The organism is Paenibacillus hodogayensis (assembly GCF_039536325.1).
Classification (GTDB): domain Bacteria; phylum Bacillota; class Bacilli; order Paenibacillales; family NBRC-103111; genus Paenibacillus_AB; species Paenibacillus_AB hodogayensis.
Genome location: NZ_BAAAYO010000002.1, coordinates 646,437 through 661,763 on the forward strand (window position 1 = coordinate 646,437; position 15,327 = coordinate 661,763).

Below are 15,327 nucleotides of genomic sequence, written 5' to 3' on the forward strand. Positions count from 1 at the left end.
TTTTTTCACTTCCTATCTGCTTTCATTGAAGACATGGAAAGTTGCACTTGAGGGTAAATAAATAGTACCGTCAAAAGCTGGCTCTTGACCTTTTATAACCTGGAAAGTAAATGCATGGTCCCACCAGTCGTAATTTTTTGAAATATGTGTTAGTCCCTCATGTATTGCTGCGGTAACGCTATACGTTCCCATCCCTATATTTGCCGAAAGAGAAAACAAGACAATCACTTCTGTCCCATCTTCAACTTCACCTGCATTCACATTTAATTGGTAAGTGTTCGTTCCAAATATTGCGTTCCCTAAACGGTCCTTGATAACAAATCCGACTGTTGGATTAACAATTTTTCTACTGCATTGGAATGCGATTCTGACTTGAATCCGTTCCCCTACCTGAATCGCATGAACTAGGCGATCATTCTTGTCAACGATATCTACCTTCGTGATTGTTAATTCTCCACTGCCCGAGCGTGTATTGATCCGATTGTTTTCTCCAACACTTTGAGTAATACTGTATTCAACTTCACGAAGAGCAACAACTGCGTTATAGTAGTCTAGTACAGCCTCTGGCGTCCCTTCTTTAACCAATACACCCTGATCGAGTAAAATAGCTCTATCACACAAATTTTTGATTGCACCGGGATCATGAGAAACGAAAAGCAATGTAGTTCCTTCTTCTCTAAATTTTTTAATCCGATCAAAGCATTTATGCTGAAAATAAACGTCTCCTACTGAAAGTGCTTCATCCACAATCAGGATATCCGGCCTAATTGCGGTAGCCGTTGCAAAGGCAAGTCTTACGGACATCCCGCTCGAATAAGTCCGAAGTGGTTGATTGACATAATCACCAATTTCAGCAAACGCCTCAATTTCTGGTATTAATCGATCAATTTTTTCATTATCTACCCCTGTTAATTGCAAAGACATCCTGATGTTTTGAATACCTGTAAAATCAGGATGAAAGCCCATGCCTAATTCGAGCAATGCAGCAATGCTGCCGCTAGTAGAAAAACTTCCTTCAGAAGGAGGCAATACACCAGTAAGAATTTTTAGAAGTGTACTTTTTCCAGCTCCATTATGGCCAATGATTCCTAAAGATTCCCCTTCCCCCACCTCAAACGTTAAGTTCCTCAGAACCCACTTTTCCCGATGCATTTTTTTTGCAATAACCCATTCTATGACTCTCGCAAAAGCCCCATTAAAAACTTTGTACTTTTTCCCAACATTATCGAGTTTTATTCTCATAGTTCATCAACCATTTCTTTCCCTAGCTTTTTAAAAGCAATGAATCCAACAAATAAACATACGATACCAATCACAAAAGCGCTTAAAAAAGCACCTAAACCCGGCATTGTTTTCTGCAAATAGAGATTTTGATACCCTTCTATGATTGGCGCTAAAATGTTTAATGAAAAAAGTGCCCTTATTTTATCCGGGAGTATTTGAATGGAATAGACGATCGGTGTAAGCCAAAACCAAAACTGAAGAACAATCCCCATAACCTGTCCAGCATCTCTAAAAAACACATTAATCGATCCGACAAAAACACCCAGACCTACTGCAATAAATTGCTGTGCAATTAACAGAGGGATAACTCCTAATATTTCAACCCCTGGAGGCCTTCCAATAATAAAAAGAAATACCAAAAAAATCACGTACATTATTATGAAATTAATAGTAGTAGACAATAAAACGAAAATAGGGAGTGTACCTTTAGGAAAACTCACTTTCTTAATAATATTACTGTTATCTAAAAACACCGTCATTGTCCGTTGAAGTGTTTCAGTAAAATACTGCCAAGGTATCAAACCTGCACATAAGTATATACTATATGCTAGCGTATCATCGACTCCAGGCAATCTCGATTTCATCACTTGTGAAAAAATAACCGTATACACGATAATAGTGGCAAGTGGATTTAGCACGGCCCAACTTGAACCTAATATCGAGTTAAGATAACGAGACTTGAAATCACGCCTGACCATTCCTAGAATAAAGTTGCGATAATTCCAGATTGCGTGTATCATAGCTTCCTCACTTTCCGACTTTCTTACAGGTATTTCTCCATCTTCTGATTTTTCATCACTTTTATGATGTTTTTAACTTCTTGGGCCTTATCCTTTGAACAGATTAGCGTAACGTCTTCTGTATCGATAATAATCATATCTTCTATTCCTAATGTAGCGATCAGCTTTTCATTGCCGTCTATAATGCATCGTTTCGTATCTAGATTAAGCACATTGCCCTTTATCACATTACCATGATCGTCTAACTCATTTATTCGTTCGAGTGCAGTCCAACTTCCCACGTCGTCCCAACCCAATATGCTTGGAATAACATAAATATTCTCTACTTTCTCCATTATTCCGTAATCAATGGATTGATCAGGCATTCTAGGAAACTCAGATTTAATCACTTCGTTCTGATCTCGATTATGAAAGTCCTTTTTCATCGTTTCAAGTATATCATGAACATCCGGAAGCAAACTCTGAATATACCCACGAATAGTCGCCGTCTTCCAAATAAATATCCCACTGTTCCAGTAAAAATTCCCATTTTCAAAATATTGCTCTGCCGTAGGTAAGTCCGGCTTTTCCACAAATCTATTAACCTTATAAACTGGCATGTTGTCTACCAGTTCTACTTCTTTCGTACTCTCGATGTAGCCATATCCTGTCTCGGGATAAGTTGGAGTAATTCCCAAGGTAACCAAATTGCCGTCTCTATAACTCACTTTGGTTGCCGCAAGGAGGATATTCGTAAATTCTTGTTCATCTTTAATGACATGATCAGACGGTAAAACGACCATCGTACTATCCGGATAACGGTCTTCTATTATAATAGATGCTAATCCGACACATGGTGCCGTGTTACGACCAACAGGTTCAATAATTATATTATTAATTGGCAGATGAGGAATTTGTACATGGATAAGTTCTGCATACAACTCGTTGGTTACTACAATAATCTGATGAACAGGAATCGATCTTTCTAGCCTTTCAACAGTTTGCTGAATCATCGATTTATTTCCGGCAATATTTAAAAACTGCTTTGGCAGTTTCGTTCTGCTTTTTGGCCAAAATCGTTCTCCTTTGCCCCCGGCCATTATGACTGCTATTAAAGTCAATTTCGCATCCTCCTAAAGATGATTTTACAACGACAACATGATATTCCATTTCTCGACATTCCCTTAACTCAAATCATTATAACACCAATAAATTCTTACGCCAATAAGAACTGGACTCTTCAAGTACTTCCGGAATTTATTTCTATTATTAAGTCAATTATTACTTTTTTTTGAAATTACAATCCACTCAACTTAATATTTTAAATTAGGAGAGAAAAATCCCCCTACTAATAGTCGTTTCTGCTGTTAGTCTCTCTTTTCTTTCATAAGACGAAGGGTTAGGGCGAGCTGGAACAGACGAGTCGTTTAAGCCAATTAATTACGGAATGATGTCCCTTGGAATCCCAGCTTTATTTTTTACAGTTGATTCAATACAAGTGATGCTCTATCATGAAGTAGGATACCTCTTGTAAGTATTGATCGCGTGATAATTCTCATTTTTACCTTCAGCTTTGACATCGAAGTCTCTAAAAACAGATAACATTTTCGAGGCATCCTGCCCAGATATGTTTATTCCGTTGCACTAATTCTTTTAGTAAAGAGAAGGTTGCTAACGATCTATCGCAGCGATCTAGCGACTAGGAGGCCGAACAAATAAGCAGCAGGAATGTATCGGACTGCGACGATCCTTACGGTCGGGATTCAGCATCTATATAACAAATTCTTTCGCGAAGCAGCTTAGCTGCTTTAGACAAATCTTTCGTTTGATTAATTTTTATTTATGAGAGGAAAATAAACAGATGAATATCTTTATAGACGCTCAGCCCCTCCTTGGGGCTGTTTCTGGTATTTCAAATTATATTCGTAATCTATACGATAATTTACTAAATTACAATGATAATGAGTTGATTCTTTTTTTTAATCGAATTTCTAAAAATGTTACCCTGGATAAATTACCAATTAAGATTAGAGACAATACTCAATACTATAATTCGAGGTATCCCTATAAAATAATACGAAGGATGACAACTCCGAATTTTCTATATAATATTCCCTTTGACTTTTTTTGCGAAAAAGAATCGACTATTTTTCATGGAACGAATTTCACCCACATTCCTTCCACTAATAAAAAGACAGTTATTACAATTCACGATCTGGCCTACATGATTTATCCAGAAACAACTAACGAAAAAATATACCGTCATCACAGCAATTGGGTTCCATACTCTGCCCAACAAGCTACTAAAATAATTGCCGTTTCCTCTCATACAAAAAACGACATTATGAATTTACTTCACGTGCCAGAAGAAAAAATTGAAGTTATTTACCTCGCTGCTGAAGCACGATTTCGCCCTATTGATAAAGATGCTGTTCATAGAGTGCTAAATAAGTATCAACTCCCAGATCAATACTTGTTATTTGTAGGAACACTAGAACCCCGTAAGAATTTAATTTGTTTACTTGAATCCTTTCTTCTACTAAATAAAAATTGCAATTTCCCGCATAAATTAGTTATTGTTGGAGCGAAGGGATGGAAATATAACCCTATTTTTGAGTGGGTTAAAAATAATGGGCTAGAAAAAAAGGTTATATTCACAGGTTTTGTTGAAGATGAAGACTTGCCTGCAATATATAATGGGGCAGATGTTTTTTTGATGCCATCCCTCTATGAAGGATTTGGATTACCTATTCTTGAAGCAATGCAATGCGGAACCCCGGTTATTGGATCAAATAATTCATCCATTTGTGAAATAATTGATACTAATGGAATCTTACTTCCACACGATGATTACGAACAATGGGCTACTAACATTTGCACGCTACTTTCAAACGAAGAACAAAAAAATGGTTATAAAAAATTATCACTTCAACGTGCTACAAATTTTAGTTGGAAAAAAACTGCACATGAGACAAAAACATTATACGAGAAAATGCTCAACTAATAGAAATTTGAAAGTTGGTGTGATATGCGAATCGCGTTAGTACACGACTATCTCAATCAGCACGGGGGAGCGGAACGAGTACTTGAAGTCTTTATGAACATGTTCCCGGAAGCGCCTGTTTACACGCTGATTGCCAACCTGGAAAAAATGCCGGAACGGTTTAGACAAGCCGATGTTCGTACATCGTTTATACAGAACATCCCTTTCTCTAAAAATCATTATAAAAAAATGCTTAGCCTGTTCCCTCTGGCTGTGGAGCAAATGGATTTGAGAGGATACGACCTTGTTCTAAGTTCTTCAAGCGCTTTTGTAAAAGGAGTATTAACTAATCCCAATCAACTTCATATTTGTTATTGCCATACGCCAATGCGTTATGTATGGGACTTATATCATCAGTACTTGGAGGAAATCACCAATCCATTTTTTTCGATGGCCTTACCCCGTATTCTTCATAAAATCAGAATTTGGGACCGAGTCAGTTCGCAAAGGCCCGATCATTATATAAGCAACTCTCATAATGTTTCGGCCCGTATACGCAAATATTACAACCGCGAAAGTACGGTTGTGCATCCGCCAGTCTCCTTTGCCAAACCTAGTGCTGCAACCACAAATGAGGATTTTTTTCTTATTGTTTCGAGACTGATTCCTTATAAAAGGATTGATTTGGTTATCGAAGCCTTTAACAAGTTGAACTGGCCATTAGTGATCATTGGTGATGGCTATGACAAGGGCAGATTGGAAAAGTTGGCCGGCCCTACCGTGAAACTCCTCGGTTATCAGTCCGATCAAATCATTCATGAGCATTACGCAAAATGCAAAGCTTTCATTCTGGCTGGGGAAGAAGACTTCGGCATTACCCCTTTGGAAGCTCAAGCACATGGTAAACCTGTTATTGCGTTCGGCAAAGGAGGCGCGCTTGAGACTGTAGTAGCCGAATCTACTGGGCTATTTTTTAATGAACCATCCGTAGACAGTCTCATAAGCGCTCTTCTTCGATTTCAGAATGTGAGATTTGATCCATTGCAGATCAGAACCCACGCTGACAAGTTTAACGAGGAACGGTTTAAAAAAGAAATAAAAGTGTGCATCGATCAATTAATGAGGAAGTAAAGATTAAAATTATCCATCATTTCTTTCGCCTTTCAATTATGTGCCTCCTCTGTTAAAATTGATGTCGTAAAAAGGAGAACAGAAACGAGGTTATTATACAAGCATGAGTAAACCAGTGTATGGTAAAAACAAGAATCCTAAGACCCATTTGGCGACTTCTGAGACGACATCGATGATCTACTGGCTCACTTTATTTTTCGTCGTTTTCTTTTTGTTTTTCTCAGCATTTCAAACTGCGCTCTTTAACGGAGAATCCAACCAAGCTTATGTAGTCAACTCCTTCGAACGACCGATCATTACAGCCGTTTTATGGAGCTCTGTCATTCTCATGTTGGCTGCGGTCTATTTTTTCCAGCGTTGGTCATTAAAAACCCGCTATGACCTGCTTTCCTTGTTGGTTTGGCTGATTCCTTTGGCCTATGTCTTGTCTTCATTTTCTGCCGCATCGGCTCATTTGTCAATGAAAATGGTGCTGCTGCAGGTGCTGTATGCCACCTTTTTCGTTCTGGGTATTTACTTAACACGAAACCCTATTGGCAACAGCATTTTGATTAACTCGATTATGACTAGCGGATATGCCGTAGTTGTTTATGGAATACTGAACTTACTGGGCAATGCTTACTCCAGAGACGGAGTCATGCTTACCGACCAAGGCATGCGGATGACTTCGGTGTTTCAATACGCTAATGCGTATGCAGCTTTCCTCATGGCTTTGCTATTTGCCGGTCTTTACTTGTTAGTGAATTCGCGTAAATGGTATTCCATCGCACTGCATAGCGTCATGCTGGTTCCGATACTGTTATCGTTTTTCCTTACTTTGTCTCGTGGCGGACTTGTCATTCTTCCTATAATTCTGTTGCTCATCCTGCCGTTCAGCACTCTCAAAAAGCAAATTTTGTTTCTAGGTTACTTATTGGCAGCAGTTCTAGCCTCTCTGTTGATAACGGATCGGATGGATGCAATCGGCAACGATATCGTAAAACGGGTTTTGGCTACAAGAACGCCATCCGGAAGTGTAACCCTACTTGGTTTATCCGACTCCAAAGTACTAGAGGGTTGGATGTATGTCCTTATCGCCACTTTGGGACTGGCTGCTATTGTTACGTTATTTCACAAGTTTTTGGGGCTGCGGTTTCTGGATAAAACCATTTCGTGGCTATCTTTCAAATACTCAGCGTTTCTGTTGCCCGTAATTGCACTTGTAGTCGGATTGATTGGGGCCTATGTGTTGTTCGGAGACTCACCTATCCGGAAGCTTCTCCCCGATACTCTAGAGCAGCGGATTGACAACATTAACTTTGAGCAGCACAGCGTTTTGGAGCGCGTTACTTTTTACAAGGATGCGTTCAAATTAATTGGAGACTATCCGGTGCTAGGTGCTGGTGGCGGCGGTTGGGCCGCTTTGTACGAGAAGTACCAGAACAACCCTTATACAAGCAGGCAGGCCCACAACTTCTTCCTCCAGTTTTGGATCGAATCCGGAACATTGGGAATCCTTATCTTGGCCGTGTTTTTGATTTATGTATTCTACCAATATATTCGCAGTTACGTGAAAGGCAACGAGGCTGCACGATCAGCCAAATTCGTTTTTTATATAGTCGCGTTGTCTCTACTTATTCATAGTACAATCGACTTTGAAATGAGTTATGGATTTATCGCCGCTCTCGTCTATCTATGTTTGGGCGGAATGGCTGCGGGAATATCTAATGAGGAGCTTTCTTGGGCAAATCGCCCTTTTCTGGCCAAAGCGCGAATTTCCTATCCGGTCCTTCTTGGAGTTGTAGCCATTACTACCTTTGTGATCGCGGCTATTCAATTTAATGCCAATAGCAAGTTTTCACTTTCCTTAAAAAATGCCGGTTCGCAAAAGCCGCTGCAGGATATTATGACGCCGCTCAACAGAGCTTTGGAGCTTCAACCGAATCATCCTGACTACGTATCCACCAAAGTCGGATTTCTGACTCAGCTATACACGCAAAATAAAGACGAGAATATGTTCAATGAAGCCATTCAGTTGCTCGATAAAACAGCACTTAATGAAAAAAACAACAAAATACTGTTTAGCCAACAATTGCAGTTGTATACCATGAAAAATGACGTTACCAAGATTGCCAATCTCGTCGCTCAAGGGCTTGAGCAGTTTCCTTGGGATAATTCTTTGTATGAGCGCAGCGCTACTATTAATTTAGCTCTTTATGATCAGGCACGTGCTTCAAACAACGCTGCTGCCAACCAATACAGCGAGAAAGTCATTCAGGCTTACGACATGGTTAAAGAAAAAGTGAAGCACCTGGAAACTTTGCCGAAGGGACAAATGCAAGGAGCAGCATTTGCGCTTACTCCTCCCATTCTCTCATCGGCAGCTCAAGTTTATTTCAGTCGCGGGGAGTTTAATACTGCAGAGGATATATTGAAAGGTTCGATAGGCGGTAATATCGATGAGGCCAATACGCAACTTCTAGTTCGTCTGTACCTGGCCTCTATTATGAAGCAAGGAAAGTCCGATTTGGACCTGTATAACAAATTGATTGCCAAAAATGCCAATGAAAGGGTTGAAATCGACAAATTGCTGAAAGCCGCGCCATAATGCGCGGCTTTTCGTTTTTTTCAAATATTAGATATTTCCAAAACTTCTTCCATCCGGTACAATAGATAATCGGAGGAGGTGAACCCCACTACTATGGTTCCTGAGAATTCATCTAAAAGTACTAGAGAAAGGAGGAGGATACATATGTCGAAACCGGCCCTTATGAAAAAAGTTTCCAGTTTATTGGTTAGCTTAATGCTTTTGTCCGCATTAGTACCAATACTTGCATTTGCAGCACAATACGATGCTAAGTTTGATGGTAAAAATGTGTCGGGTTCTGTCTATACTCAAACATACAATGAAACTGGAGTTACCTTGTATGTTTACAACTTGAACGGTACTTCTACAGGTGGCCAACTCACAACATCGTATGTTACATACAATACTGTGACCAAGCTGTATGAATACAGTATTAATGCTTCGCAACCAGTGTCTCCAGTTGATCTTTACAAAATTGGCCTTAAAGAACTGCCGAGCGACACTATAGAGTATCTTGTGAATCCGGGTTATCAGGCGACATTAACATCCGTTGCTGTTGACAGTGAGACCTATTCTCTCGATGTCGGCCAGTCGCATCAGACGGTTGTAACAGCTTCCTACTCGGATGAGACTACTCGCACCGTAACTTCTGATTCATCTTATGTTGTTTCTGGTGACCCTGCAATTGCTTCTGTGAGCACTGCCGGTTTAGTTACTGCTGTTGCTCCAGGTACTACTGTCATTACTGCCACCTACGGCGGTATTTCGAAACAAGTCAATGTGACGGTTAATGCGCCTCAACAACCAGCAACCTTGGATTCAATCAATGTTGATAGCGGCTCCTATGCCCTTGACATTGGCCAGTCGCATCAGACAGCTGTGACAGCTTCCTATTCGGATAACACTACTCGCGACGTAACGGCTGACTCGTCCTACACTTCTGGCGACTCTGCAATTGCTGATGTGAGCACTACCGGTGTAGTTACTGCTGTTGCTCCTGGTACAACTTCCATTACTGTCACCTACGGCGGTATTTCGAAACAAGTCAATGTGACGGTTAATGCAGTAAAGGACACCACCGCACCAGTATGGCTGGCCAACAAATCGCTGACGGCAACCAATGTCAATCAAACAACGTTGACATTGAACTGGACTGCTGCAACGGATGCCAACACAGTCAGCTATAAAGTGTACCAAGGCTCTAATCTGTTGAACACGGTAACCGCAGTAACTTACAACGTTACCGGCCTGTCTTCCAGCACGAGCTACAACTTCAGCGTCTATGCGATCGATTCCTTGGGCAATGAAAACACGACGCCGTTGACTGTTTCCGTTACGACGAGAAGCATCGGTGGCGGAAGCATTGGCTCTGGCGGTTCTGGTCCTGGCGGTTCGACCGGCACCACTACCAACTCTGACGGCTCGATCAGTGTGACGAACGGTCAAGTGGACGCAACGACGTTGAAAAACGCTTTTGCTAACAAAACCGAAGTTACGCTGGTTGTTAAAGGAGATACGGTTTCCGTACCGGCATCCGCGCTTGTAGATGCTGCGAAGAAAGCCGGTTCGACTTTGACGATCAAATCGGATAACGGTACTTATGTACTGCCATTGTCGACGTTTGATTTCGAAGCTCTGGCTAAAGAGCTTGGCACGACCGTTAACGACTTGAAGTTCACAGTTAACGTCAAGAAACTTTCTGGCGATGCAGCAAAGCCTGTTGCAGACGCTGTGAAAAAAGCAGGCGGCAAGGCGATCTCCGAAGCGGTTGACTTCAGCATCACGTTTGAAGGCAAAGACGGCAAGAAAAAGGAAATCACGACTTTTAACTCGTATGTGAAACGCGTTCTTCCTTTGACGGCTTCTTCCAAAAACGCAACGGTAGTTCTGTTCGATCCGACGACTCAAACGTTCAGCTTCGTACCTGCATCGATTTCCGATAAGGAAGCAACGTTCTGGAAAAAAGGCAACAGCGTGTACACGGTTATCGAGCACAGCAAATCGTTCTCGGATATCGCGACTCACTGGGCTAAAGCCGACATCGAGCAATTGGCTGGCAAGCTGATTATCGACGGCGTTACCGACACGACGTTCCAAGCAGACCGTAACATCACCCGTGCAGAATTCGCAGCACTGGTCGTTCGTTCCCTTGGTTTGTCCCCGGTTTCCGGCACGGCCAAGTTCAACGACGTGAAGTCCGTTGACTGGTTCGCAGGCGTTGTAGGTGCCGCTGCACAAGCTGGCATCGTTAACGGCTACGAAGACGGTTCGTTCCGTCCGCAAGCGCAAATTACTCGCGAAGAGCTGGCTGCTATGGTTGTCCGCGCTTACGAGTATGCTGGCGGAAAAACAGCCATCGACAGCGCTGCAATCGCTAAAGCATTGTCCACCTACAGCGATGCCAAAAACATCGTTTGGGGTCAAAAAGAAGTTGCTATCGCCCTGTCTTCCGGTTTGTTGAACGGTATGACCGATACGACTTTGGTAACCGACGGACAAGCTACTCGCGCTCAAGCGGCAACGATGCTGAAACGCTTCTTGTCGAAAGTAAATTTCATCAACTAAGCTTAATCTGTCTTACCCAAAACCCTCGTCTTTCCTTCACGGAAAGCGGGGGTTTTCTACATAGGTAGACACTTATATCTCTACTTTCCTTACAGATCTTCGTACCCCCCTCCCATTTTATGACTATAGCTTTATAAAAAAATAGAAAATGTTTTTTTCTTCCAACCCCCTCATATTCTCTCTATCGTTTCGAACCTATATAGCTAGGGTAATATGAATATGGCAGTCTCCAGAAAGGAGGTGGATCCCAGATATGAGAGAGCCAGTCCCTCAAGAGATAAAGAGTAAGGAAAGGAGTGGGAGACGCTTGTCGAAACATAGGTTGGTGAAAAAAACATCCGGATTTGTTATCGCTTTATTGCTCTTGTCTATGCTTGTTCCTGTATTGGCCTCTGCGGCCATGTATTTCAACGGTACCTTTACTTCCGGCGGTACCGTATCCGGACAGGTTTATTTTGACGGTGAAGTGGGGGATGCCGTTTATGCCAAGAATGGCGACGATGTCACCTTATCCGTATACGGCAAAAACGGAGAATTTATCAGTGTTGTAACCGTCACTTACGCGTCTTACAGCGATGGTAAATCCTACTATACAGTTCCTGGCACCGTGATTAACTCCGTTTATGATGCCGTCTATTTCGGGTATGACGATGGCGCGGTTTCGAGCGTAACTTCCAATGTGTATCGTCAATCGGCACCTCCTACCGGCTGCACCTATTGCGGTGGCGGCGGTGGTGGTGGTGGCGGGTCGAGCAGCGGCAGCACGATCACTGCTTTCAACGGATCGGTTAGCGAAAGCGAATTGAAAAACGCTCTTGCTTCCTATACCGAAGTAACGATCAAAGTATCCGGCGATACCTTATCGATTCCGGTAGCCGGTCTGCTGAACGCCAAGGAAGGCGCGATCCTGAACATCGTGACGGATCATGGTGCTTACATTTTACCGCTAGCCGCATTCGACTTTAAGGCTTTGGCCACCTCGGTTGAATCCGATGTGGAGGATCTTAAGCTGAATATCGGCATTCACAAGCTTACAGGAGCAGATGCGGATGCAGTGGCTGCTGCCGTTACGGCCGCAGGCGCGAAGTCTCTCGCCGATGCTGTAGACTTCACCATTGGCGTAGAGGGCAAGGACGGCAAAAAAGCCGATATCTCGAACTTCGACCGCTATGTGAAGCGCAAGCTGCCTTTGACCGAAGAAGCCAAGAAAACGGCGACTGTCGCTCTGTACAATGCCGATACGAAAACGCTCAGCTTCGTCCCGAGCCTTGTCTCTTCGACCGAAGCCGAGTTTTGGCGGAATGGCAACAGCATCTACACGGTGATCGAGTTGAACAAATCGTTCAACGACATCCAGTCCCATTGGGGTCAAGCTGATATCGAGCTGTTGGCAAGCAAGTTGATCGTTGATGGCGTAACGGACACGACATTCGAGCCGAACCGCAACATCACCCGCGCCGAGTTTGCCGCTCTCGTCGTCCGTTCGCTCGGTCTGAACCTCGTCAATGGTACATCTACGTTCAGCGACGTAGGTTCGGATAGCTGGTACACCGGCGTCGTTAACGCCGCTGCCAAAGCCGGCTTGATCGAAGGCTATGAAGACGGAACGTTCCGTCCGAACGCTGCGATTAGCCGCGAAGAGCTGGCTGCAATGATCGTCAGATCCTTTGAGTATGCAGGTGGTGAATCGAGCGTTACGGCTTCCACGCAGAACGACATTTTATCCAAATGGGCCGATGCCAACAAGATCGTCTGGGGACAACTTGAAGTCGCCAAGGCTATCCAAGCCGGACTGATGGACGGCATGACGGACAGCACGCTGGAAACGTACGGACAAGCAACAAGAGCGCAAACAGCTGCCATGCTGAAGCGTTTCCTGGTAAAAGTAAACTTCACGAACCCGTAAATTCGAACCGGATGAAAACCTTGTCTTCCTGTTGGAAGCAAGGTTTTCATTTTTTTCTGCCTATAAGCGTGATCCCCTGTTTCGAACAATTTAACGCTGGTTAATGGGTAGAGGATGAACGTTGAGGGGAGGTGAGCAAGCGAGATGAAAAATGAGTGCAAAAGGAGCGAGGATGCATTGTCCACAAACAAGTTCATGAAGAAAACTTCTGTATTTTTACTTATCGCTATACTCTTATCCATGCTCGTTCCCGTATTGGCTTCAGCCGCACTCGTATTCAGCGGTACATACGCCAGTAACGGCAGCATCACAGGCCAACTCCGTTTCGATGGAACGGTCGGCCAAGAGGTATACGGTCAGCAAAATGTGACGCTGGGGGTATACAACGCTAACGGACAGCACCTGCAGGATGTAACCGTGACCTTTGCTTCTTACGCGGACGGTGCATCGAACTACTCGTTGCCGGACGACACGGTGCTTCATTCCGTTTACGACGCCGTATATTTCAAATATGGCGCTACCGATGTAACCGGTCTGATTTACCGCCAATCCGACGATTCCAACACCGATCCTGAGGAAGGCAACGGTGGAAATTCTGGGGGCGGCGGCAGTGGAAGCCCGGGCTCCAGTGACGGCAGCACGAATGGTGGCGGATCGAGCGGCGGCGGTTCCGGCGGCAGCGGTTCCGGCCAAACCGGCGATGTCACCGATACGCTGAATGCGGTTAACGGTACGGTAGATGCCGAACAGTTGAAGGCAGCTTTAGACAAGTATACCGAAGTTACCATCAAGGTGGATGGCGATTCGGTTGCGATTCCAGCCGCCGGTATCTCCTACGCCAAACCGAATTCTATCTTGAACATTGTAACCCGTAACGGCTCTTACATACTGCCGTTATCCGCCTTCTCTCTATCGGATCTGGCAAGTCAGGTTGAAACCGATGTAAACGCAATGAAGATTCATGTCGGTATCCAGGAGCTGTCCGGAGATGCGGCTTCCGCAGTCAAGGTAGCTATCCAACAACTGGACGGCAAACCGCTTTCCGCCGCATATGAGATGACTTTTGCGATCGAAGGAACGGGCGGTGCCAAGAAAAACATTGCCAACTTCGATCAATATGTCAAACGAATCATCCCATTGACGGAGACACCGACGCAATCTGCTACAATCGCTTTGTACAATCCGGATACCAAACGGCTGAGCTTCGTGCCAGGCTCCATTTCTGCGAGCGATAGTAAAGCAACGTTCTGGCGCACCGGCAACAGCATCTACACAGTCTTGGAACTGAATAACTCTTACAACGATATTTCCGGACATTGGGCTAAAAACGATATCGAGCTGCTCACCAATAAGCTTATCGTCGAAGGCATGACAGACACGACCTTCCAACCCGACCGTCCGCTCACTCGGGCTGAATTTGTAGCTTTGGCTACACGTTCGTTTGGACTGGTGGACGTGACGGATGGCACCTACTTCAGCGATGTGGGACTGAGCAGCTGGTATTCCGGCATGGTTGGGGCTGCAGCGAAAGCCGGCCTTATAGACGGATACGAAGACGATACGTTCCGTCCGAACGCGCCGATTACTCGCGAAGAGCTGGCCGCTATTATCGTCAGAGCCTACAATTATGCAGGCGGACGCGTAACGGTCGACGCTTCCGAGCAAGCGAAGCTGCTCTCTGACTACTACGATGCGAATGAGATCGTATGGGGCCACACTGAAGTCGCCAAGGCGATATCTGCCGGCTTTATGGAAGGAATGAGCACCCATACGCTGGAGACCGATTCGACGGCCACACGCGCCCAGACGGTTGCCATGCTGAAACGGGTTCTGACTTCGGTACGCTTTATTGATTAATAATCGAGCAGGCCTATGCGTATCATGCGCATAGGCCTGCTATTCGTTAACACGTTGTAATGAGCTCAGTTGTCGGACACTCTTTTCAAAAAATAAGCTCAGTTCTTCCCACGGTTTAGTATTTTGGCAGATTGAATTAATGGCTGTGTTGACGATGTTCAATTGGTCTTGCGTACAAGCTATCAACTGTTGAGGCTGCATTGGTTGTACTTGTCGATGTAGGCTCTTACAACCCGTTACACTGCATAGGCGTTGAGCGATGAGATAGTATCACATCACAAAGTAATCAGCATTTTTAAATTTCGCTTCCATCCAT

Annotated in this window: 9 protein-coding genes; 6 read left to right on the top strand and 3 right to left on the bottom strand. The window is 43.9% G+C overall.

Annotation, left to right across the window (positions count from 1 at the left end; genetic code table 11):
• Positions 1 to 12 precede the first annotated feature (12 nt).
• From ABD796_RS08340 to ABD796_RS08350, 3 genes are read right to left on the bottom strand one after another with little or no spacing between them, the layout of a single operon-like run.
• Positions 13 to 1,242 carry an ABC transporter ATP-binding protein gene (locus ABD796_RS08340; RefSeq protein ID WP_344905757.1) on the bottom strand — a complete coding sequence of 410 codons (1,230 nt, stop codon included), beginning with the start codon at positions 1,240 to 1,242 and terminating at the stop codon, positions 13 to 15.
• On the bottom strand, positions 1,239 to 2,024 hold the full coding sequence (locus tag ABD796_RS08345) for an ABC transporter permease (protein ID WP_344905760.1): 786 nt from the start codon (positions 2,022 to 2,024) through the stop codon (positions 1,239 to 1,241). The genes ABD796_RS08340 and ABD796_RS08345 overlap by 4 nt, the downstream gene beginning before the upstream one ends.
• Positions 2,025 to 2,047: 23 nt before the next feature.
• Positions 2,048 to 3,124 carry a mannose-1-phosphate guanylyltransferase gene (locus ABD796_RS08350; RefSeq protein ID WP_344905763.1) on the bottom strand — a complete coding sequence of 359 codons (1,077 nt, stop codon included), beginning with the start codon at positions 3,122 to 3,124 and terminating at the stop codon, positions 2,048 to 2,050.
• 740 nt (positions 3,125 to 3,864) lie between these two features.
• Between ABD796_RS08350 and ABD796_RS08355 the strand changes: the two genes are divergently transcribed.
• The 6 genes from ABD796_RS08355 (at position 3,865) to ABD796_RS08380 (ending at position 15,011) form a co-directional block, all read left to right on the top strand.
• On the top strand, positions 3,865 to 5,007 hold the full coding sequence (locus ABD796_RS08355) for a glycosyltransferase family 4 protein (RefSeq protein ID WP_344905766.1): 1,143 nt from the start codon (positions 3,865 to 3,867) through the stop codon (positions 5,005 to 5,007).
• A gap of 24 nt (positions 5,008 to 5,031) precedes the next feature.
• Entirely contained in the window at positions 5,032 to 6,117 is a 1,086-nt protein-coding gene (locus ABD796_RS08360) for a glycosyltransferase (RefSeq protein ID WP_344905769.1), read from the top strand.
• A gap of 103 nt (positions 6,118 to 6,220) precedes the next feature.
• The gene (locus tag ABD796_RS08365) at positions 6,221 to 8,704 is read left to right on the top strand and encodes an O-antigen ligase family protein (RefSeq protein WP_344905772.1); all 2,484 of its coding nucleotides are present in this window, start codon (positions 6,221 to 6,223) and stop codon (positions 8,702 to 8,704) included.
• Positions 8,705 to 8,848: 144 nt separating this feature from the next.
• Positions 8,849 to 11,248, top strand: a complete 2,400-nt coding sequence (locus ABD796_RS08370) for an S-layer homology domain-containing protein (RefSeq protein WP_344905776.1) — start codon at positions 8,849 to 8,851, stop codon at positions 11,246 to 11,248.
• Between the two features lie 307 nt (positions 11,249 to 11,555).
• Positions 11,556 to 13,154, top strand: a complete 1,599-nt coding sequence (locus ABD796_RS08375; protein ID WP_344905780.1) for an S-layer homology domain-containing protein — start codon at positions 11,556 to 11,558, stop codon at positions 13,152 to 13,154.
• A gap of 177 nt (positions 13,155 to 13,331) precedes the next feature.
• Positions 13,332 to 15,011, top strand: a complete 1,680-nt coding sequence (locus tag ABD796_RS08380; RefSeq protein WP_344905783.1) for an S-layer homology domain-containing protein — start codon at positions 13,332 to 13,334, stop codon at positions 15,009 to 15,011.
• The last annotated feature ends 316 nt before the right edge of the window (positions 15,012 to 15,327 follow it).

Coding starts and splice junctions, on each gene's coding strand:
- ABD796_RS08340 (WP_344905757.1), bottom strand. CDS start 1,242: ATGAGAATAAAACTCGATAATGTTGGGAAAAAGTACAAAGTTTTTAAT.
- ABD796_RS08345 (WP_344905760.1), bottom strand. CDS start 2,024: ATGATACACGCAATCTGGAATTATCGCAACTTTATTCTAGGAATGGTC.
- ABD796_RS08355 (WP_344905766.1), top strand. CDS start 3,865: ATGAATATCTTTATAGACGCTCAGCCCCTCCTTGGGGCTGTTTCTGGT.
- ABD796_RS08360 (WP_344905769.1), top strand. CDS start 5,032: ATGCGAATCGCGTTAGTACACGACTATCTCAATCAGCACGGGGGAGCG.
- ABD796_RS08365 (WP_344905772.1), top strand. CDS start 6,221: ATGAGTAAACCAGTGTATGGTAAAAACAAGAATCCTAAGACCCATTTG.
- ABD796_RS08370 (WP_344905776.1), top strand. CDS start 8,849: ATGTCGAAACCGGCCCTTATGAAAAAAGTTTCCAGTTTATTGGTTAGC.